The 19,303-nt window shown below is 66.0% G+C and carries 19 protein-coding genes and 1 tRNA gene; 14 read left to right on the plus strand and 6 right to left on the minus strand.

Features of this window, described 5'->3' with window-relative positions; translation table 11 throughout:
• Window positions 1-9 precede the first annotated feature (9 nt).
• Entirely contained in the window at window positions 10-288 is a 279-nt protein-coding gene (locus tag ACX3O0_RS13390; RefSeq protein ID WP_459089643.1) for a hypothetical protein, read from the minus strand.
• A gap of 132 nt (window positions 289-420) precedes the next feature.
• Here ACX3O0_RS13390 and ACX3O0_RS13395 point away from each other — a divergent pair, with 132 nt between their 5' ends.
• The 3 genes from ACX3O0_RS13395 to ACX3O0_RS13405 all read left to right on the plus strand — a co-directional run bounded on the left by ACX3O0_RS13395 (window position 421) and on the right by ACX3O0_RS13405 (window position 3,270).
• Window positions 421-1,614, plus strand: a complete 1,194-nt coding sequence (locus ACX3O0_RS13395; RefSeq protein ID WP_459108034.1) for a M20/M25/M40 family metallo-hydrolase — start codon at window positions 421-423, stop codon at window positions 1,612-1,614.
• Window positions 1,607-3,094, plus strand: a complete 1,488-nt coding sequence (locus ACX3O0_RS13400; protein ID WP_459108035.1) for an aminotransferase class I/II-fold pyridoxal phosphate-dependent enzyme — start codon at window positions 1,607-1,609, stop codon at window positions 3,092-3,094. Before ACX3O0_RS13395 ends, ACX3O0_RS13400 begins: the two co-directional genes overlap by 8 nt.
• 103 nt (window positions 3,095-3,197) lie before the next feature.
• Window positions 3,198-3,270 (plus strand) — tRNA-Arg (locus ACX3O0_RS13405).
• A gap of 137 nt (window positions 3,271-3,407) precedes the next feature.
• Here ACX3O0_RS13405 and ACX3O0_RS13410 read toward each other — a convergent pair.
• Window positions 3,408-4,019: a TetR/AcrR family transcriptional regulator gene (locus ACX3O0_RS13410; protein WP_459089648.1), complete on the minus strand. Its 612-nt coding sequence runs from the start codon at window positions 4,017-4,019 to the stop codon at window positions 3,408-3,410.
• 171 nt (window positions 4,020-4,190) lie between these two features.
• Between ACX3O0_RS13410 and ACX3O0_RS13415 the strand changes: the two genes are divergently transcribed.
• The 7 genes from ACX3O0_RS13415 to ACX3O0_RS13445 all read left to right on the plus strand — a co-directional run bounded on the left by ACX3O0_RS13415 (window position 4,191) and on the right by ACX3O0_RS13445 (window position 12,694).
• On the plus strand, window positions 4,191-5,906 hold the full coding sequence (locus tag ACX3O0_RS13415) for an MFS transporter (protein ID WP_459108036.1): 1,716 nt from the start codon (window positions 4,191-4,193) through the stop codon (window positions 5,904-5,906).
• A 119-nt stretch (window positions 5,907-6,025) separates the two neighbouring features.
• Window positions 6,026-7,006 carry a phosphotriesterase family protein gene (locus ACX3O0_RS13420; protein ID WP_459108037.1) on the plus strand — a complete coding sequence of 327 codons (981 nt, stop codon included), beginning with the start codon at window positions 6,026-6,028 and terminating at the stop codon, window positions 7,004-7,006.
• Between the two features lie 5 nt (window positions 7,007-7,011).
• The gene (locus tag ACX3O0_RS13425) at window positions 7,012-7,965 is read left to right on the plus strand and encodes a phosphotriesterase family protein (protein WP_459089654.1); all 954 of its coding nucleotides are present in this window, start codon (window positions 7,012-7,014) and stop codon (window positions 7,963-7,965) included.
• Between the two features lie 12 nt (window positions 7,966-7,977).
• Complete coding sequence (locus ACX3O0_RS13430) at window positions 7,978-9,087, plus strand: FAD-dependent oxidoreductase (protein WP_459089656.1); 1,110 nt, start codon at window positions 7,978-7,980, stop codon at window positions 9,085-9,087.
• A gap of 3 nt (window positions 9,088-9,090) precedes the next feature.
• Complete coding sequence (locus ACX3O0_RS13435) at window positions 9,091-10,014, plus strand: alpha/beta hydrolase (protein WP_459089658.1); 924 nt, start codon at window positions 9,091-9,093, stop codon at window positions 10,012-10,014.
• Window positions 10,015-10,019: 5 nt separating this feature from the next.
• Window positions 10,020-10,976 (plus strand): MBL fold metallo-hydrolase, encoded by a 957-nt coding sequence (locus ACX3O0_RS13440; protein ID WP_459108038.1) that lies wholly within the window; start codon window positions 10,020-10,022, stop codon window positions 10,974-10,976.
• The gene (locus tag ACX3O0_RS13445) at window positions 10,976-12,694 is read left to right on the plus strand and encodes a CocE/NonD family hydrolase (RefSeq protein WP_459089662.1); all 1,719 of its coding nucleotides are present in this window, start codon (window positions 10,976-10,978) and stop codon (window positions 12,692-12,694) included. The genes ACX3O0_RS13440 and ACX3O0_RS13445 overlap by 1 nt, the downstream gene beginning before the upstream one ends.
• Here ACX3O0_RS13445 and ACX3O0_RS13450 read toward each other — a convergent pair.
• Window positions 12,678-12,980, minus strand: coding sequence for a hypothetical protein (locus tag ACX3O0_RS13450; RefSeq protein WP_459089664.1), 303 nt, complete (start codon window positions 12,978-12,980; stop codon window positions 12,678-12,680). The genes ACX3O0_RS13445 and ACX3O0_RS13450 overlap by 17 nt on opposite strands.
• A 36-nt stretch (window positions 12,981-13,016) precedes the next feature.
• Window positions 13,017-13,181, minus strand: a complete 165-nt coding sequence (locus ACX3O0_RS13455; protein ID WP_459108039.1) for a hypothetical protein — start codon at window positions 13,179-13,181, stop codon at window positions 13,017-13,019.
• 110 nt (window positions 13,182-13,291) lie between these two features.
• On the opposite strand from ACX3O0_RS13455, the gene ACX3O0_RS13460 reads away from it, so the two are divergent.
• Window positions 13,292-14,206, plus strand: coding sequence for a pseudouridine-5'-phosphate glycosidase (locus ACX3O0_RS13460; RefSeq protein WP_459108040.1), 915 nt, complete (start codon window positions 13,292-13,294; stop codon window positions 14,204-14,206).
• A gap of 1 nt (window position 14,207) precedes the next feature.
• On the plus strand, window positions 14,208-15,089 hold the full coding sequence (locus ACX3O0_RS13465) for a carbohydrate kinase family protein (protein ID WP_459108041.1): 882 nt from the start codon (window positions 14,208-14,210) through the stop codon (window positions 15,087-15,089).
• Here the strand turns inward: ACX3O0_RS13465 and ACX3O0_RS13470 are convergent.
• Together ACX3O0_RS13470 and qcrB are read right to left on the minus strand one after the other, a co-directional pair.
• A complete protein-coding gene (locus ACX3O0_RS13470; RefSeq protein WP_459089672.1) occupies window positions 15,086-15,544 on the minus strand; it encodes a MarR family winged helix-turn-helix transcriptional regulator in 459 nt (152 codons plus the stop codon). The genes ACX3O0_RS13465 and ACX3O0_RS13470 overlap by 4 nt on opposite strands.
• A 205-nt stretch (window positions 15,545-15,749) precedes the next feature.
• A complete protein-coding gene (gene qcrB / locus ACX3O0_RS13475; protein WP_459108042.1) occupies window positions 15,750-17,261 on the minus strand; it encodes a cytochrome bc1 complex cytochrome b subunit in 1,512 nt (503 codons plus the stop codon).
• Window positions 17,262-17,398: 137 nt separating this feature from the next.
• On the opposite strand from qcrB, the gene ACX3O0_RS13480 reads away from it, so the two are divergent.
• The gene (locus ACX3O0_RS13480; RefSeq protein ID WP_459108043.1) at window positions 17,399-18,331 is read left to right on the plus strand and encodes an NAD-dependent epimerase/dehydratase family protein; all 933 of its coding nucleotides are present in this window, start codon (window positions 17,399-17,401) and stop codon (window positions 18,329-18,331) included.
• Complete coding sequence (locus tag ACX3O0_RS13485) at window positions 18,328-19,251, plus strand: RNA polymerase sigma-70 factor (RefSeq protein ID WP_459108044.1); 924 nt, start codon at window positions 18,328-18,330, stop codon at window positions 19,249-19,251. Before ACX3O0_RS13480 ends, ACX3O0_RS13485 begins: the two co-directional genes overlap by 4 nt.
• The last annotated feature ends 52 nt before the right edge of the window (window positions 19,252-19,303 follow it).

A 19,303-nucleotide genomic window follows, 5' to 3' on the forward strand; every position in this document is an offset into this window, starting at 1 on the left:
CAGGACCGCTTACAGCCAGGTTGCCACGTCGGTGCCCAGCCGCGGGGCGACGTAGGCACCAACCCAAACCAGGGCGGCGATGAGGAATGCCGCCGCCACCGCTCCGGAGACGGCGGCGACGTGCCACACTCGCGGTGCCGGCGGGCGGTGCTCGCTACGACGCCACAGCCCGTACGCGACGGTGGCTTCCGATATGTGCCCGGCGAGCAGCAAGGGAATGAACAACAGGATGCCCCACCAGCCTTCTCCCTGGAAGGCTCCGGCCAAGGGGGCCAGCAGGTCGGCCATGTCGCTCACATCCTTCTACGACCCCCTGAGAAGTCGAGAATGCTCCGCAAAACTGAAGTGACGCTGAGAGCTGCGGGTTTCGCCCGATCGCCTGGAGACTTCGTGCCGGCGAGGCGTTGATATGGTCAACTCGTGTCAACAGAAGATCTCGCCAAAGCGGTCGTCGACCTCACCGTGACGCTTGTCAGCATCGACTCCATCAGTCCGAGCCTGGTACCCGGGGCAGCCGGCGAGAAACGGATCGCTTCCTATCTGGCGGACCGCCTGGACGCCGCGGGCTATGCGGTTCGCCTCATTCGGGCCCCGTCCGATCCTCGACGGGTCAGTCTCATTGCCGTGCGCACCGGATCCCGCCCGGGCCGCACGGTTGTTCTCAATGGGCACCTCGACACGGTCGGCGTGGAAGGCATGGCGGACCCATTCGCGGCGCGCATCGAGTCCGGCCGGTTGTTGGGTCGCGGTTCCAGCGACATGAAGGGTGGCGTTGCCGGTCTTGTGGTCGCTGCCGAGCACCTGGCGGCCACGGATGCGCCAGGGACCGTCATCGTTGCTCTCGTCGCAGACGAAGAGGACGCGAGTGTTGGCGCGGAAGCCGTGCTCGAGGATCTTCGGTCCCGCGGGATGTCGATGGATGTCTGCTTGATCGCCGAGCCGACCTGGCTTGACCTTGCGGTGGCACATCGTGGCTACGCGGTGGTCGACGTCGGCCTCGAGGGCAAGGCGGCGCACTCCTCACAACCGGAGGAGGGGATCGACGCGATGCGTGCACTCGGTCATCTACTTACCGCTTTGGCCGAAAACGACAGCTTGCTCCGAAAGGCACCGCGGCATCCGCTGCTCGCCCATGGGTCCATGATGGCGACCGTCGCGCGGGCCGGCACTGCTCCGTTCAGCGTCGCCGCGACCGCGAACATCGCGGTGGAGCGCCGCACTCTGCCCGGCGAGTCGTCAGCTGATGCGTTGAATGAGGTGCGGACCCTGGTCGACCACCTCACTGCGGCGACTCCCGGACTCGGGTCGGAGCTCTCGCTCACGCTCGCTCGTGACGCATGGCAGATGGATGCTTCCGGGACGGCGGCCGAGTTCTCGGAGCTGCTCGCCGCTGCGCTTCCCGCTGCGGGTTCGCCGGTCCCCGACCGGGTGGGTGCGCCGTACTGGATGGAGTCCGCGCTGTGGCAGGCAGCGGGGGTACCGACGGTGGTCTGCGGGCCGGCGGGCGGAGGGCTGCATGCGGTGGACGAGTGGGTCGACCTCGACCAGCTCCAACGCTTCCCGGTCGCGGTGGCAGACGCCGTGCAACGATTCCTGGTTCACGAGCATGACTGATTTCGGCGCCCGGGACCCGCGCGGGTACGCCGCCGACGCCCCGCTGCTCGACGGGTGGTTGCGCTTCACCTCCCGCGTCAACGCGGGGGACCTGACGCCGTTCAGCATCCCCGGGCACAAGCACAGTGAGCACCTCGTCGGCGAAGTGATCCGCGGCGACGTCCCCCTGTTCGCAGGCCTCGACACCATGAAGCAAACCGGGGGACTGCTGGCGGCAGCCGAGGCACGCGCCGCAGAGGCATGGGGAGTGGACTGGTGCCGGATGTCCGTGGGCGGCTCGACGCATGCAAACCAGGCGTCGGTGTTGGCGCTCGGTCGGCCGGGTCAGTCGGTCGTGGTGTCGCGGACGTTGCATCGCTCCGTCCTTCTCGGCATCATTCTCGCCGGCCTGCGGCCGGTGTGGGTGCGCCCGCAACTCGATGCGGCCACCGGCCTGCCGGGCGCGGTGCCGGTGAGCGCCGTGGAAGCAGCGCTGGCCGCGCATCCGGATGCCTGCGGCGTACTCCTCGGCGACCCCTCGTACATCGGAACGCTCTCTGACCTCAGAGGGCACGCGGATGCTGCCCACGCCGCCGGGGTTCCGCTCATCGTCGATGCAGCCTGGGCTGCATACCTTGGGTTCTCGCCGCTGGTTCCCGCGCACGCGCTCGCCTGTGGAGCGGATGCCCTCGTGACGAGCGCGCACAAGTCCCTCCCCGCCTGGAGCCAGGGGGCACTGATCCTCGCGCGGACGACCAGGTCGGGAGGACTATTGGACCCTGACCGATTGGAGCGGGCCTTCGAGGCATCCCACACCACCAGTCCGGCTGGCGCGATCCTCGCGAGCACGGATGCGTCACGCGCGCTCCTGCAACGAGACGGCGTCGAACTTGTTGGCGAGTTGGCGGCACTGGTGGCGGAGGCACGCAGGAAGCTTTCGGCGGTCGAGGGCATCCGGGTGCTCGTCGACCGACCTGCCGGGCACCCCGAGGGGCCACTTGCCGTCGACCCGGCCAAGCTGGTGGTACTGCTGGCCGGCACGGGGGCACACGGGCATGCCGTCGAATCGGATCTGCTGGCCGACGGCATCACGCTCGAAATGGCTGATCGGGATGTGCTCGTGCCCATGATCACGCTGGCGGATGACGAGCGCAGTGTCTCGCTCCTGGTAGACGCACTGGTGGCAGCGATCGAGCGACACCGGGGCACGCCGCGCAGCATCGTGCCCGCGGCGGTCTGGATGGTGGAGGCGGAGTCCGCGCTTGACCCGAGAACGGCCTTCTTCGCCGCCCACGAGACAGTGGAGGCGGATGCCGCGGTCGGACGCGTGTGCGCGGAACTCATCGCGCCGTACCCTCCCGGCGTACCCGTTCTCGCACCCGGCGAGATTGTGACAGCCGAGACTATCGACGCTCTCCGCGGAGTGCTCGCGGATGGTGGCCGCATCGCCTACTCCGCTGATTCGACCCTCGAAACGATCCAGGTCGTCGCTTCGGACTAGGCAGATCTTCACGCTTCAGGGCAACCGTTTCAATGGCGGTTGGCGAGTTCAGTCAGCACTGAGAACGCTGGTATGATCTTCGAGTTGGCTTTTTAGCCGGCATGCGCCCGTAGCTCAGCGGATAGAGCAATTGACTACGGATCAATAGGCCGGGGGTTCAAATCCCTCCGGGCGCACCCACCGAAAACCCCGATCAGCTTCTGCTTGATCGGGGTTTCGTGCTTCAGCGCTGGCAGATAGAACTATCTTTACTGGTCGAAGCGACATGTAAAGTTTCGGCGCGTTTTTTTACACGTTTGCGGATCGGGCGCATTCACTCCTTGCCAAGCAGCTTCACCCACGCCTCGGCGAGGACGTCGAGTGCGGGGTCATCCTCCAGGCTCCACTGGTGGCGAATCCAGTGCTGGTTGGCGCGGTCGAGCATTTCGAAGGCGAGTACGCCGCGAAAATGCCTCGTCTCCGGGGGGAAGCGATCCGCGCGGTCGAGGCCATCCTTGATGTCGCTCACGACCTCACCTGACCACTCATCGACCAGCTCCTGGATCTCCGGCTCGACGGCGGCGGCCACCGCGGCAGACGAGATGTACGGGCGGATGGCCGGCCAGCGGGCGACTTGTTCCCGAAGCCAGGTGCTGATGGCATCAGCGGTTCCGGCGTGCACAACGTCTACCAGTGCAATAGCAGTCGACCGGTGCTCGGACGTTTCTTGGCGCTCCAGGATGAGGTTGAGCCTGTCAATCAGGGCAGCCATGATGGCGCGGCGCGAGGGGAAGTGCGCGTAGAACGTCACCCGAGTGGTCCCCGCCGCGGCGGCGATGTCGTCGATCGTGGTGGCCGCGTAGCCCTGTGATTCGAACAGGTCGAGCGCGGTATCGAGGAGGCGCTGGCGCGTCTGCTCCTTCTGAGCCGCACGGAGATTCGCCATTCCTGCAGCCTAGCAATCGGTGCAGTCAGTGATCACATTGACAGTTCACTTGACACCATGTAAATCTAATGCCACGCTATCCGATACCTGTCGCCAGTCTGTGGCAGTGCGCACGAACCTGCCCGTACCAGAACCAAATACCCGCACCTCAGAACAAAGGAGTTCTCTGCAATGAGTACCACGAGCGCTGTCGCCGGATCGGCGAAAGCAACCTTTGCGGCCGCGTACATCGCGGTCACCCTCGCCCAGATCACCAACGCCTTTCCTGGTGCGCTGAACGGCCAGTTCGCTGTCGAATTCCAGGCGTCCGGCGCAGGCCTGACCTGGATCACATCCGTCTTCATCATCGCGATCGTCGTCTTCGAGCTCACTTTCGGGGTTCTCGGGGACCTCTTCGGTCGAAAGAAACTCCTCTATGCAGGTGCGGCGCTCATCTTTGCCGGCACCATCATCTCGGGAGCCGCCGCGACCACCGGCATTATGATCCTCGGCCAGGCGGTCGGAGGCATCGGGGCAGGCATCCTGTTCCCGATCTCCCTATCAATGATCGCCGCGATCACACCGAACATGCGTGATCGGGCCAGGGCAATCGCGACCTGGGCAGGTTTTCTCTCGCTTGGTGCGGTCATCTCGCCGGTTCTTGCAGGCATTGCCGCGCAGGTGTTCACGGTCCCCGGACTTGAGGCAGGCGCACCGAACATCTTCAGCGGATGGCGGGTCGCATACTTCGTGGCCGCAGGAGTTGCCGTGGTCGTCTTCCTGTTCGCCCTCCGCGCGAAGGACTCGGCATCTCCCGAGGGACGACGGCTCGACCTCCCGGGACAGATCACCATGGCCCTGGGGCTCATCGCCGTGCTGTGTGCCACCGTGCACGCCGTCGACGCAGGCTTCGGTGCCCCTGAGGTGATCATCGGTTATGTGCTCGGCGGATTCCTGCTCGTCGCCTTTGTCGTGATCGAGGCGAAAGCCGAGGTTCCGCTGGTACACCTCTCCCTCTTCAAGAACTCCTCGTACGCCATCACCAGCATCGTCGCGGTCACCGGCATGTTCGCCTTCCTTGCGATCGCTTTCTCCACGAGTGTCGCGGTGGGTGCCCTGGGCGGCGTCGAGACATGGAAGATGGGCGTGCTCTTCGTCTTCATCCAGGGTCCGGCCTTCCTTCTGATCCCCGTCGTCGGCTGGCTCATCCACCGGTTCTCCCCGCGCTGGATGCTCACTGGCGGATTCATCCTGATGGCCGTGAGTGGCTATTGGATCTCGGGTCTACCGCTCGGCACTCCCGAAGCGTTCGGTGGCACGCCGTGGACGGCATTCATCCTGCCGCTCCTCCTGCTGGGAATCGGCTTCGCACTGACGGTCGGCTCGATCACGGCGGTCGCTATCAACACCGTGCAGCCGAGTTATGTCGGTATGGCGTCCGCCACCACGAACCTGCTCCGCGACCTCGGCTTCGCCCTGGGCCCGGCTGTCGGATCCGCTATCGCGTTCAGCATCGGCGCAGCAGTATTCCTGCCCCAGCTCGGCGGAATTCTCTCGGGTGCCGGGCTGCCACCTGAGGCCGTCGCGGGATTGTCGAACGTGCCCCCTCTCGGATTCCTGTCCGGCTGGGAAGGAGTGCTTGCCCAGTTCTCGACCGAGATGCTGGCGAACGGCGCACCGCAGCCGGCGGTTGATGGTGCTGCTGCCGCCCTCGTCGACTCGCGAGGTGCCATTCAGGGTTCGGCGGGGTCGGCGCTCGGCTCCGGATTCCAGGCGGTGTACTTGACCGCAGCAATCGCCGCGACCCTGTCGGCGGTGCTCACGGTGTTCATCAGCGGTAAGAGGACCGACGAGCCGGTTGCCGACGAGCAGATCGCAGAGGCTGTCACAGACGGCGCAATCGCCTGAGAGGTAGCTGAGGGAGCCCGGCGTCCATGTCGGGCTCCCTTGTTTTCACTTGACAGTCTGTAAAGTCAATGCCAAGATTGCACCTACCCTCGCCCCCGAGCGGGGCTTATTCGAACTCAATGGAGAGGATCACCGTGACCGGCATCGCCAACACCGTGCTCGGCCCCGTGCCCGCTGATCTGCTCGGAGTCGTCTCCGTGCACGAGTCTTTGCTGTCGGTCTTCCCCGGCGCCCAGTACGCGTTCGACGTGACGATCGACCGTGCCGAGATCTTCGAGCAGCTGGCAGCCAAGCTGACTGACTTCCGTTCCCACGGCGGCGGCACCATCGTCGACAGCACCGGAATGTTCCACGGTCGTGACCTGAAACTGTACGAGGCGCTCTCCTGGTCGACCGGCGTGCACATCATCGCCTCGACCGGGCTCGGCCCGGAGGAGTCGCTCGGTGGCTATTTCCTGACCCCGCAGACGAACCCGCCCACCCCGTGGCCTGCCGAGAAATTCGCAGAACTCTTCACCAAGGAGATCACCGAGGGCATGGTGGTTCCCCGCGTGGAGCAGCGCGGCGCCGCCGGCCTGATCACGACCACGACCACTCGCGAGGGCACCACCGCCACGGACGAAAGCCTCCTCCGCGGTGCTGCACGCGCCGCCCTGGCTACCGGGGTCCCGCTCTCCATCCGCTATGGGAACGACGCGATCCACGACCTCCAGATCGCACTCGATGAAAACCTGCCGGCTGACCGCGTCGCCATCGGTGGACTGGACCGGCAAGACGCCATCGCATCCGCTGCCCACCTCTCCGTTCTCGACCGTGGCGCCTTCATCGCCATAGACAATGTCGGCAGCAATGACGGCGAACACCTGAGCGACGATGACCGCGCCGCCCTCGTGGCCGAACTGATCGCGGCCGGCCACGGCGAGCGGATGCTGCTCTCCAGCAACGCAATCGGCATCGCCAAGGGCCATCCAGGCCACAAGGTGCCCTTCAGCCACATTCTCTCGACCTTCGTCCCAGCGCTGCGGGCGCACGGAATCGACGAGGCGGCAATCCAGCGGATCCTGGTGGACAACCCGCGCGAACTTCTGACGGTGAGGTAGAAGCAATGTCGAGAGTCAACACCGTGCTGGGTCCGATCCCGACCGAGGAACTCGGCCTCGTCGCCATCCACGAACACATCGGCTACGGCATGCCCGGCTCCGAGCTGGACACGAAATGGTGGAAAACGCCGGAGCAGGCCTACGAGGAGTCCGTGCCCAAACTGCGGGCCTTCCACGAGTACGGCGGCGGTACCTTCGTCGACGCCACCGGCATCTGCAACGGGCGCGACATCAACTACTACCAGTCACTGTCGGCGAAGACGGGCGTGCACATCGTGGCCAGCACCGGCTTCGTCGGCGGAGACACCGCGCTGCCCTTCTTCGCCCGGGCCAGCGTCGAGTACCTTGCCGGCCAGTTCATCCACGAGATCACCGTCGGCATCGGGAATACCGGTGGTCGTGCCGGCATCATCAAGGTCGGCGTCAGTCGCGGAGGGCGGATGACCGACCTCGACAAGCGAATCTACCGCGCCGCCGCCCGCGCCTCCCTGGCTACCGGGGTCCCCGTGCTGACCCACCTCGCGATCGACGCCGAGAACGCGATCGCCATCTTCAATGAGGAAGGGCTCCCGCTCGACCGCGTGCTGTTCGGGCACGTCGACGACGGTGTCAACGCCGACAAGACCCGCGACACCTGGATCGCCGAGCAGGGCGGCCGAATCGGCTTCGACACCTTCGGCTACGAGACCGAGCTGCCGGATCCGCCGTTCTGGGCGCGCCCCCGCCAGGAACGCCTCGACCACTTCCTCCGCTTCATCGGCCAGGGGCACCTGGGCAAGGTGCTCGCATCCGCCGACGCCAACTGCAGCCCACTCGGCTGGCCAGGAGTGAGGGGCCACACCGTCAACTACATCTTCGAAGACCTCATCCCCGACCTCCGCGCCGCGGGCCTCGACGAAGCCACCATCCGGGCGATCTTCGTCGACAACCCAGCCACCTTCCTGGCCATCCAGAACTGAGAGAGAAGCACCATGGACATCACGGACATGAAAATCGCCATCGTCGGCGCAGGCTACGCCGGTGCCGCCGCAGCCAAGGCCCTGAGCCTCGCCGGCGCAGACGTCACCGTCTACGAGCAGGCACCGATGAGCGGCGAGGTCGGGGCGGGAATCGGCCTGCGGCCGGCCACCATGCACCGTTTCGAGCAATGGGGGATGCACGACGCCATTGCGAAGTGCACCTCACCGAGCGACTACTTCGAGATCCTCACCGCAACCGGCGACTTCATCATGAAGGAGGACTGGCCGGCGTTCGAACAGCACACCAAGACCCACCTCATTCACCGCCGCGACTTCATCGACGCCCTGATCGGCGTGCTGCCAGAGGGAATGGTGAAGTTCGGGTACAAGCTCGACCGCATCGACGACCAGGGCCAGCGCTCGGTGCTCACGTTCGCGAACGGCGAGACGGTCGAGGCCGACCTGGTCATCGGAGCCGACGGCATCAAGTCACTCGTGCGGGAACAGCTGTTCAGCCAGAAGGGCCCGGTGTTCTCCGGTGAGCACGCTTACCGTGCGGTCATCTCCATCGACGATGCGCACGGCATGGTCGTCGACGACAACTTCCGCATGTACATCGGCCACGGCACCAAGGTCTACCTGCTCCCGCTGCGTCACCGCGGTCAGGTCTCCTTCGATATCACCAACCTGAACCCCGACAGCTCGTGGGCACCGGAAGTCACGAAGGAACAGTTGCTGGCTGCGGTTGAGGGCTTCGACGAGCGGATCGTCGCCATCACCCGCGACCTCGACCTGCACTCGATCACCTTCAGAGCGGTCTACGACATCGACCCGATCGACACCTGGCACTCGGATTCCGTCGTCCTGATCGGTGATGCCGCCCATTCGATGCTGCACCACCAGGGGCAGGGCGCGAACTCGGCGATCGAGGATGCCGCCGGCATCGCAGAAGCACTCGCAGAGGCGGGTTCACTGGGGGAGGCACTCGCCCTTTTCCAGGCGACCCGCAAGCCGATCACGGACGAACTGCAGCGCATCTCGCGCCAGGGCTGGAGCGAAGACGAGCTCGACGATGTCTTCCCCGGTCAGAAGCCGGTGTCGCAGAGCCAGGCGCAGCGCTGACCCATGCCGTTGCATCCGGAGATCGCGAAAATCGTCGCCACCCTGCCACCGCCTCTGCCTGGTCCCATCGACCCGGCAGTGTTGCGGGCCGGCGAGGAGGCAATGGTTCCCCCGCTCCATGAGCGCCTTCCCCTGCACGCCGTCGAGGATCTCACCGCGCAGACCGCTGCTGGTGACGTGCCCGTGCGCATCTACACACCCACCGGGGCCTCATCTCACGGTGTGCTGGTGTACTTCCACGGCGGTGCCTTCTTCCTCGGCAGCCTGGACACGCACGACCACGTCGCGCGCGCTCTCGCCAGGGAGACCGGCCTCAAGGTGGTCTCCGTCGGCTTCCGCCGTGCTCCCGAAGCCGCCTTCCCCGCCGGGTTGGGCGACTGCTACGGCGTGGTCCGCTGGGTTGCCGACAACCGGGAACGGCTGGGCTGGGACGGGGAGACACTGGCGATCGCCGGAGACAGCTCGGGCGGAACGTTCGTGGCATCCGTCGCCGCAATGGCGCACGACGACGGGTTCGACCAGATCACCCACCAGGTGATGTTCTACCCATCCCTTGACCTGGACTTCGACGTTGACCGCTATCCGTCGCTTCGGGAGAACGCGGTGGGCTACGGCCTGGAGACCGCAGGGCTGAAGCCGTTCAACAACTTTTACATCGAGAGCGGGGCGGATGCTGCGGACCCCCGCGTATCGCCCATCAAGCGCGATGACCTCACCGGCCTCCCGCCGGCCCTGGTCATCATCGCCGAGTACGACCCCCTGCGTGACGAGGGCGAGCTTTACGGACAGCGGCTGCGCGAGGCCGGCGTGGACGCCACCGTCACCCGGTACGCCGGAGCGAACCATGGCTTCGTGCAGAACTTCTCCTGGATTCCGGAGTTCTATGAAGTCTTCCGGGAGACGGCTGCCTTCCTCGGACGGCGCTGATCGCCATGACGCAGGTAGTCCCCGTCCACCCCCTGGTCTCCCCGTGGGCCCGATTCGGCCTGTACAGCTTCTTCATCGATGCTCCCGAGCCGGCCATCGTCGATACCGGGATCGCCTCCTCACCGGCGGAAGGCATGGCATCCGCCCTCGAGGCGATCGGCCGGCGCATCGAAGACGTGCGCTGGATCCTCCTCACCCACGGACACATCGACCACGTCGGCGGGGCGCACGCGCTCTGGGAGCTGACCGGCCGGCGCGCGCACATCGTGATCCACGAGGCCGACGCCCCGATGCTGCGCTCGCGGCGTGCCCATGTCGACGAATACCTGGAGGGACGCGGCGCGTACCTGAACGATCCCGACGGCGAGGCGAAGCAGATCGCGGCCACCGGCGCGGTGATCTCCGGTGAACTGGAGCCGACCAAGCTGGTGACCGGCGGCGAGACCATCTCGCTCGGCGGTGACGTGACCGTCGCCGTGCACTCGATTCCCGGGCACACGCCGGGGTCGGTGGCCTACGTGATCGACGGCCAGAACGACGTGTTCGTCGGTGACGCCGTACAGGTGCACGGGGCGGCCAACGGTTTCCCTGGCTACGTCGACCCGACCGCATACCGGGCGAGCCTGGAGTACCTGCGCGACGTCGTCCGTCCGCAGCGGCTGTACCTCGGGCATCCATACCGCACCGCCGGTGGGGAGGCGTACGGCGTTCAGCTCGACCGGCCCCAGGTACAGCACGCCCTCCAGCACAGTCTCGACATCGAGGCGAAGGTGGCGGATGCCGCGCAGCGTCACCTGCGGAAGGGCCCGCAGCAGACGGACTCGGTGTATTCACCCTTCGCGGCCATCGCCGCCGAACTCGGCTACGAAGGCGACCCGACCCTGGAGCCGTCGCCGTTCTTCACCACCATGCACGGCTACTCGACGCGGTTCGCAGCGCACAACGACATGAAGGAGCACTGATGGCTGACGTCATGAACTGGGATGCCGGCGGGCAGAAGATCTCCATCCGCAAAGACCTGCGCGTTCCCATGCGGGACGGCGTCATGCTGGCAGCGGATGCCTATCAGGGCACCGACGAGAAGCCACGCCCCGCGCTGGTCGCGCTCAGCCCGTACGGCAAGGAGCTGCAGGCGCTCGCCCTCACCACCCCGCCGCAGCGTCGGCCGAGCCCGATGTGGGACGGCTGCATCGAGGCGGGCGACATCGCCCGCATCGTGGCGGAAGACTACGTGCATGTGATCGGCGACCTGCGCGGCTCGGGCCACTCCGAGGGTGAGCACATCGGCAACTACAACGCCGGCGGGGTGTCGCTCGGCGAAGACGCCTACGACTTCATCGAGTGGGTCGCCGCCCAGCCGTGGTGCGACGGCAATGTCGGCATGGTCGGCATCTCCTACTTCGGCTCCATGCAGGTGCTCGCCGCTGCCGAGCGCCCGCCCAGCCTGAAGGCGATCTTCGTCAGCGGCGGCCACTACGACTTCTACGAGACGACCTACCACGGCGGCGTGATGTGGTTCATGCCCCGCGCCGCCCGAGAGGGCCGCGGCGGCGACTCCGGCTGGGCGTTCACCGACGGCGTCAAGTCGCGGATGATCGAGACTCACTCGCCCGAAGAACTCAAGAAGCTCGTGGCAGAGCGACTGAAGGACCCGGACGTTGCCGCCTGGCCCAACCTGTTCCACGTGCTCAACTACCCGAAGAACCACGAGCCCTGGTTCGACATCGTGATGAACGAACTGGACGGCGACTGGTACGAGGAGCGCAACCCGATCACGCTGGCCCCGAACATCGACATCCCGGTCTGGCTGCAACTGGACCAGGGTCGCGGCTGGACGCTCGACGGCACCATCGAATTGTTCAACGCGCTGAAGGGCCCCAAGAAACTCGACATCGGCCCGTACCCGCCGATGCAGTCTCGACCGTTCATCGAAGAGCACGACAAGATGTTCCGCTGGTACGACTACTGGATCAAGGGCATCAACAACGGCGTGATGGACGAGCCGGCCGTGAGTGTCTTCGTTGAAGGGTCGCGCGAAGTCGTGACCGCTGACCAGTGGCCGCCGAAGCCGGTCGAGTACCGGTCGCTGTACCTGCGGCCGCGCCATAAGCTGTCCTGGGAGCCAGAGCTGATGGGTGCGGAGTATGCGGCCCCGGACGGCTTCTACCAGGCACCGTTGACGGTGACCGACAAGGTGGAGATCCTGAGCTGGAGCACCGAACCGTTCGAGCAGGCGACCGAATTGATCGGCACCGGTGCCGCGCACATCTTCGCCGAGATCGACCAGCCGGACACCAACTTCATCCTGCGCCTCTGGGACACCGCCCCGACCGGCAAGCGTCAACTGGTCACCACCGGCTACCTCAAGGCGTCGCACCGGGAACTGGACGACCGCACCACCGAGGGCAACCCGTACCACCCGCACACCCGCACCGTTCCGGTGGAACCCGGCTCCGTTGAGGAATACGTGCTGAGGCTCTATCCGTTCGCCAACACCTTCCGTCCTGGTCACCGGCTGGTGGCCGAACTGTCCAACGCGGAGCCGCTGGTGGACGAACACAATTCGCTGCTGCCGCCGGACGCCTTCCACCTGCCGGTCGGACGTCCGGTCATGCACAAGATCTATCGCGACGCTGCCCATCTATCGCGACTCGTGCTGCCGTTCACGCAGCTGTCGTAGCGCTGCGGATAGCGGTGGCGACCGCCTTCTTGCACTCCTCGAGGGTGCGAAAGACGCCGACGCTCTTGCCGTTGCACAGGCCGGCGCGGAATCCGGCGCTGCCGATCTGGTCGATGACGGCGACCGGCATGCCATCGAGATGACCGACCAGTGCCACTTGGGGAACCAGCGGCACGTGCGTCCAGGTCAGTGATGTTTCGGTCAGTGGATTCGGTACGGCCGGTGCCTGGTGGGCGGTCTTGACCTTGTAGGTTCGGTGCGTCTCGTGGGCGCTTGCGATAGCCATGGTTCGTTGCCTTTCAGCGGTGGGGTGCGTTGAGCTTTAGTCTCCCGACTCGTCGGCTGAGCCTTCTTCGTCGGAGGTGCCCGGATCATCCGGTGCGCCTCCCGAGACGGTGTCCTGTTCAACCTCGGGGTCGTTGACGTCGCGAACCGCGCCGTCCTGTTCTTCGACGCGCGGGTCCATCGAGTGCGTGGGATCTGACATGCAGGCAGCGTACGTCCGCCGGGAAAGCCCCGGGAGGGGTTGAACTCACAGGTTGGCCCACGTGTCGAATGCTCGGGTGGTGCGCCGGGTGATCGCGTACATTTAAGCGCATGTCCACTCCGTTCACCGTCTCGCCCGCTGTCGCTGCCGCGCTCTCGGAAAACCGCCCCGTCGTCGCACTCGAGTCGACGATCATCAGCCACGGCCTGCCGCGGCCCCGCAACTTCGAGGCCGCGCAGGAATTCGAGCAGCTGCTGACGGATGCCGGGGTCACCCCGGCGACGATCGCCATCCTCGACGGCGTTCCGCACATCGGCCTTGACGCTGACGGAGTGCGGCGTATCGCCGACGAGGAGATGGCCAAGGCCAGTGTTCGCGACATTCCGATCCTGGCTGCAGCGAAGGCATCCGGTGCCACCACTGTCGCCGCAACCGCGCACCTCGCTGCGCTCGCCGGGGTGCGCGTGTTCGCCACCGGAGGGCTGGGCGGCGTGCACCGCGGGGCGAACGAGACCTTCGACGAGTCGGCCGACCTCTCCACGCTGGCTGTCACACCGATCACCGTGGTCAGCGCCGGCGTGAAATCGGTGCTTGACATCTCGTCAACCCTGGAACGGTTGGAGACGCTCAGCGTGCCCGTGGTCGGTTACCGCACCACCCGTTTCCCCAGCTTCTGGCTCACCGAGTCCGCCTACGAGCTTGACTGGTCGGTGCAGTCGGCGACGGAGATCGCCGCCATCATGAAGAGCCAGGACGAGCTCGGTCACGGTCAGGGCATCGTCGTCGCCAACCCGATCCCGCGCGAGCAGCAGTGGGACCCGGAGGAGCACGACCGGGTGCTCACCGAGGCGCTGGCAGCGGCTGCCGATGCTGGAGTGCACGGCAAGGCGGTGACGCCCTTCCTGCTCAGCTACATTGTCGACGCGTCGCAGGGCCGCAGCCTCGAGGTGAACCTCGACCTCGCCAGGAACAACGTGCGTCTTGCCGGCGAGATCGCCATCCAGTGGTCCGCCCTGGCCGGTTGAGGTGACCGGTCGCATCGTCGTGTTCGGCGACGTCATCGACGACATCGTGGTGGTTCCGAGCGGTCCCATTCGCGACGACACCGACACCCCGAGTTCGATCTCGCACCGCGCCGGCGGTTCGGCCGCGAACGTGGCGTCCTGGCTCGGTCGGCTGGGTGCCGGTGTCGATTTCGTGGGCCGAGTGGGGGCATCCGATCTGGCCAGGCACGGCGATGTGCTCAACGGGTTCGGCGTGACACCGCACCTCGCCGGGGACGACGAGCGGCCGACCGGAACGATCGTCGTGATCGTCGATGGCGACAGCCGGAGCATGCTGACCGAGCGCGGCGCCAACGACCAACTCAGTGCCGACCAGGTGACGGATACCCTGCTCGAAGCGGCAGCGCTGGTGCACTTCACCGGCTACAGCATCTACCACGGGCAGAACCAGGAGGCGATTGCGCACCTCTTCGACCGAGCGGAAGCACATGGCGCAATTGTCTCCGTCGACCCGGCATCCGCCGGGAGCCTCGTCGATTTCGGCGCCGAGCGGTTTCTCGAGCTGATCGCCGGGGCCGGCGTACTGCTGCCGAACCTGGACGAAGGGCGGGCGCTTACCGGCCTGATCGACCCGAACGCCGTTGTCGACGCGCTCACCGCGCGGTTTCCACTGGTGGCGTTGACGATGGGGAACAGCGGCGTCCTCGTGGGGGAGCGGGGCACGGATCAGGTGCGGGTGGATGCTGTGCGCACCTCCCGGGTGGATCCCACCGGAGCGGGCGATGCGTTCTCGGCCGGCTTCCTCGCCGAGTGGGTGCTCAGCGGCGACGCCGTGGCCGCCGCTCGCGCGGGAACCCGGGTGGCCTCCGAGGCGGTCACGATCGTGGGAGGGCGTCCGCTTTAGGAGGTCGGCGACGCTTCGCTCGCGGGGCCGAGACGCAACTTGGTGCACAGGCGGTTGAGTTCCTGCAGCTCCTCAGCATCGAGTGATCCGCCGACCCTGGCCGTTATGGAGCGCATGTGGCTGGCGGCCACCCGCCGGAACAGGTTGAAACCGGCATCCGTCAACTCGACGATGATGCCGCGCGCGTCTCCAGGGTCACTGCTCTTCGCGACCAGGCCGCGTCCGGCCAGGCGGTCGACCATCCGGCTGACGCTCGGCTGGGAGATCAGCATGTGGTCATTCAATTCGCGGATGCGCAGTCGGCGCCCTGGTTGCCGCGACAGGTTGAAGAGCACGTCGTACTCGGTGAGGGTCAGCTGGCTCTCCGGGAACTCGGCGTGGAGCTGGCGCATCACCGTGACCTGGGCGCGGAACAGCGCCTCCCAGGCGTCGACTGCCGTGGACTTGTCGCTCATCGGACCTCCCGCGACAACTCTAGGAGGTCGGCGCGGCGAATAGGGCGTTAACGGATTGAGGGCCCGTCGCAGAGGCTAGCGACGGGCCCTCTCCCTTGCACCAAGAGTGTCCTGCAATCACATTCTGCAAAAGCTGCCACAGCAAACAGCTTCCGCTGACACCGACTATATAACGGAAAGGTAACGGGCGCTAGTTATCGTTCTGTTATTTTTCTGCGGGTTCATTTCTGCGTGCCATCAGAACTGGTTTCGCTTGTTGGTGAGCGACGAGGCGCCACCGGTCGTACGCGTTGAGAGGCTCGTGCACTTCGACATACTCCCCGCCAGGGAGTCGGACGATCCTGCCAGTCGCGAAGCCGTGCCTGGCCAGCTCGGCATCCTTCTTCTGCAAACCCAGGCACACTCGGTGGGTCACTTCGAAGGCGATCGCCGGGGCGACGAGCAAGGCGATCTGGAAGCCGGTGATGACCGATTCCAGGCCAAGCCCGAAGGCCGTTGCGAGGATGTCCGCGCTGGCGGCTCCCCAGAGCACGCCGTAGAACGTCATTCCGGCCGCCCCGATCGAAGTGCGGACGGCGGCGTTCCTGGGCCGGTCGAGGATGTGGTGGTCCCGCCGGTCCTTCGTCGCTCGCTCCTCGAGGAACGGGTAGACCGCGACGAGGGCGAGGAACACGCCGACGACGGCGAGCGGCACGATGACGGCGAGCGTCCAGGTGTAACCGAGCCACTCGACCTCCCAATGCGGGGGGACGAGGCGAAGGGCGCCGTCCAGGAATCCGGTGTACCAATCAGGCTGGCTTCCCGCAGTCGCGTTGCCGGGGTCTGACGGCCCGTAGATCCAGGTGGGACTAATGGTCATGGTTGCGGCAATCGCGACGAGAACGCCGACGACCATCGCGAACAACCCGGCAGCCCGGGTGGTCGCATCCGGAACCAGGGGAATCCCGACGACGTTGTCTTCGGCCCTCCCTGGTGCTGCGAACTGGGCAGGCTTGTGCAGGTAGGAAGTCCAGGTCCTGCCGACCAGGAGCACCACGAGGCCGGCTGGAACGATCACGACATGGATCGGGTAGAGGCGCTCGATGATCTGCCCGGGAAACTCGCCGCCGAACAAGAGCATGGAGGCCCAGGTGCCGATGACCGGGATGCCCTGGGTGATCCCCTGAACAATCCGCAGCCCGGAGCCGGAGAGCATGTCATCGGGAAGCGCGTAGCCGCTCCATCCGCCGGCCAGGGCAGTGATCAGCAGCAGGAACAGCAGCACCCAACCGGTTCGGCGGGGCCGGCGGAAGCCACCAGTGAAGAACGTGACCACGAGTTGCATCATGATCGCCGCGGGTAGCAGCAACGCAGCCCAATGGTGGAGCTGGCGAAGCAGCAGGCCGCCACGAACCTCGAACGAGATGTTCATGGTCGACTCGAACGCCTGGGACACTTCCATCCCGCGAAGAGGTGCGTAGCTCCCGCGGTAGGTGACGAGTTCCCCCGATGGTGTGTAGAAGAACATCAGGATGAGTCCGGAAACGAACAACACGGCCACGGAGGCGAATGCGACCACACCGAACAGGTTGCTCCAGTGGAGGGGAACGCGGCGGCCGCTGAGTTCGGACACCATCGGGGCGAGCCTGCGTGCAAGCGTCGTTGTGCGAAAGCGTGCGGATGCCCGCTCCGTCAGCGAGCCGTCTCCCCGTCGGCTCTTGTTCAGTGTTGTGCTCATGCCAACCTCCCTCGAATCTCATTAATAAAGACTCCGCAGGCATCCGTTCTGTGACATCGGGCAGTCTCTGTGTCACAGAAAGCCGGTGTGATTCGTCTTAGCTGTCGAGAGCGATCGGGAGATGGAAGGGTTTTGTGATGCGAGTATTCGTGGCGGGTGGTACCGGCGTGATCGGGAGTCGGGTGGTGCCGCGCCTCATTGCCGGCGGTCACCAGGTGACCGCGACGACAACGAGTCCAGGCAAGGTGGACTTCCTGCGGCGGCTGGGTGCCGACGCCGTCATCATGGACGGCCTCGATCCTCTGTCAGTCGGCGAGGCGGTTGCGGAAGCGCAGCCGGACGCGATCGTGCACCAAATGACCGCAATTGCCCCGGTACACGCAGGCAAGCCCGACATCAAGCACATGGACCGGTGGTTCGCGCAGACAATCCGGCTGAGGACCGAAGGTACCGACCACCTGCTGGCTGCCGCCGCGGCCGCCGGCGCGTCCACTTTCGTCGCCCAGAGCTATGCCAGCTGGAACGGGATCGGTGAAGGGGGCTGGGTGAAGACCGAGGAGGACCCGCTGGCTTTGCATATCGGGACAGCGGCCGAGAAGGGGATGGCGACGATCCGGTACCTGGAGGACGCCGTCCTGCGGGCCGGTGGCGCCGTGCTGCGTTACGGCTCACTCTACGGACCCGGTGCCATCGACGACCAGGTCGAACTCGTGCGCAAACGCCAGTACCCGCTCATCGGTCAGGGCGCCGGGTACAGCTCTTGGGTGCACCTCGATGACGCGGCCAGTGCTACCGTTTTGGCTGTGGAACAACGCGCTACCGGCGTTTTCAACATCGTCGACGACGAACCTGCACCCGCCAGGGAGTGGCTTCCCTATCTGGCAAAATCAGCCGGCGCGAAGCGGCCGATGCGCGTGCCGGTCTGGCTGGCGCGACTGCTGGCGGGAGACGTGGCGGTGATCATGATGACCGAAGGCCGGGGGTTCTCCAACGCCAGGGCCAAACGCGAACTCGGATGGACGCTTCGCTATCCGTCGTGGCGTCAAGGGTTCAAGGAAGAGCTATCGTGACCCGCGTCCAGGAGTTCGAGGAGCTGCGCCCGCTGCTGTTCGCGATCGCGTACCGAATTCTCGGCAGCGTGGGCGAGGCCGAGGACGCCGTGCAGGAGGCCTGGCTGCGCTACGACTCATCCGCGACGACACCCACATCGACCAAGGCATTCCTGTCAGCCGTGGTCACCCGGATTTCGATCGATGTGCTGCGCTCGGCCCGCTTCCGGCGGGAGCAGTACGTGGGGGAGTGGTTCCCTGAACCGCTGCTCACCGACCCCTACGAGGACCCGGAGAGGTCGGCGGAGTTAGCCGACTCCGTGTCGATGGCGGCGCTGCTACTGCTCGAGCGACTGAGCCCGCTCGAACGCGCGGTCTTCGTCCTGCGCGAGGTATTCGCATTCGATTTCCCCGAGATCGCGTCGGCGGTGGGCCGGTCCGAGGCTGCCTGCCGCCAGCTCGCAGTGCGGGCGCGGGACCACATGGACGCGGGACGGCCGCGGTTCGATGCGGACCGACGGGATCGCGATGAGCTGGCCGCCCGATTCTTCGATGCGCTCCGAAATGGCGACGTCGACGGCCTCCAGGAACTGCTCGCCGCGGATGTCCAGATGGTCGGCGACGGTGGCGGAAAGGCCCCGCAGTGGGCCAGAGGTGTCTTCGGCGCCGCGAAGGTGGCCAAGGTGCTGGGCACGAACCTCCCGTGGTTCTTCCGGATCGGGGGGCAGATAGAGACACACGAGGTGAACGGTCAGCCGGGCGCGATCTTCCGCGACCGCAACGGCAAGGTGCTCAACATCTGGGCGCTTGACGTGCTCGACGGGCAGATCCAGGCGATTCGCACGGTACTCAATCCGGACAAGCTCGGGCATTTGGGCCCGGTGGCGGACGCGTGGGCGGTCCTCCGGGAGGCGAACGAGGCGCGCCGGTCGACGGATTGAAACCGGGCCGGGGCGACGGCTGACCACTCTGGATAATGGAACATCCGCGTGC

The organism is Homoserinimonas sp. A447, assembly GCF_054489325.1.

Excerpts from the sequence above, each read along its gene's own strand:
- ACX3O0_RS13390 (WP_459089643.1), bottom strand. The coding sequence starts at position 288 with ATGGCCGACCTGCTGGCCCCCTTGGCCGGAGCCTTCCAGGGAGAAGGC.
- ACX3O0_RS13400 (WP_459108035.1), top strand. The coding sequence starts at position 1,607 with ATGACTGATTTCGGCGCCCGGGACCCGCGCGGGTACGCCGCCGACGCC.
- ACX3O0_RS13410 (WP_459089648.1), bottom strand. The coding sequence starts at position 4,019 with ATGGCGAATCTCCGTGCGGCTCAGAAGGAGCAGACGCGCCAGCGCCTC.
- ACX3O0_RS13415 (WP_459108036.1), top strand. The coding sequence starts at position 4,191 with ATGAGTACCACGAGCGCTGTCGCCGGATCGGCGAAAGCAACCTTTGCG.
- ACX3O0_RS13420 (WP_459108037.1), top strand. The coding sequence starts at position 6,026 with ATGGAGAGGATCACCGTGACCGGCATCGCCAACACCGTGCTCGGCCCC.
- ACX3O0_RS13425 (WP_459089654.1), top strand. The coding sequence starts at position 7,012 with ATGTCGAGAGTCAACACCGTGCTGGGTCCGATCCCGACCGAGGAACTC.
- ACX3O0_RS13430 (WP_459089656.1), top strand. The coding sequence starts at position 7,978 with ATGGACATCACGGACATGAAAATCGCCATCGTCGGCGCAGGCTACGCC.
- ACX3O0_RS13435 (WP_459089658.1), top strand. The coding sequence starts at position 9,091 with ATGCCGTTGCATCCGGAGATCGCGAAAATCGTCGCCACCCTGCCACCG.
- ACX3O0_RS13440 (WP_459108038.1), top strand. The coding sequence starts at position 10,020 with ATGACGCAGGTAGTCCCCGTCCACCCCCTGGTCTCCCCGTGGGCCCGA.
- ACX3O0_RS13445 (WP_459089662.1), top strand. The coding sequence starts at position 10,976 with ATGGCTGACGTCATGAACTGGGATGCCGGCGGGCAGAAGATCTCCATC.
- ACX3O0_RS13450 (WP_459089664.1), bottom strand. The coding sequence starts at position 12,980 with ATGGCTATCGCAAGCGCCCACGAGACGCACCGAACCTACAAGGTCAAG.
- ACX3O0_RS13455 (WP_459108039.1), bottom strand. The coding sequence starts at position 13,181 with ATGTCAGATCCCACGCACTCGATGGACCCGCGCGTCGAAGAACAGGAC.
- ACX3O0_RS13460 (WP_459108040.1), top strand. The coding sequence starts at position 13,292 with ATGTCCACTCCGTTCACCGTCTCGCCCGCTGTCGCTGCCGCGCTCTCG.
- ACX3O0_RS13470 (WP_459089672.1), bottom strand. The coding sequence starts at position 15,544 with ATGAGCGACAAGTCCACGGCAGTCGACGCCTGGGAGGCGCTGTTCCGC.
- qcrB (WP_459108042.1), bottom strand. The coding sequence starts at position 17,261 with ATGAGCACAACACTGAACAAGAGCCGACGGGGAGACGGCTCGCTGACG.
- ACX3O0_RS13480 (WP_459108043.1), top strand. The coding sequence starts at position 17,399 with ATGCGAGTATTCGTGGCGGGTGGTACCGGCGTGATCGGGAGTCGGGTG.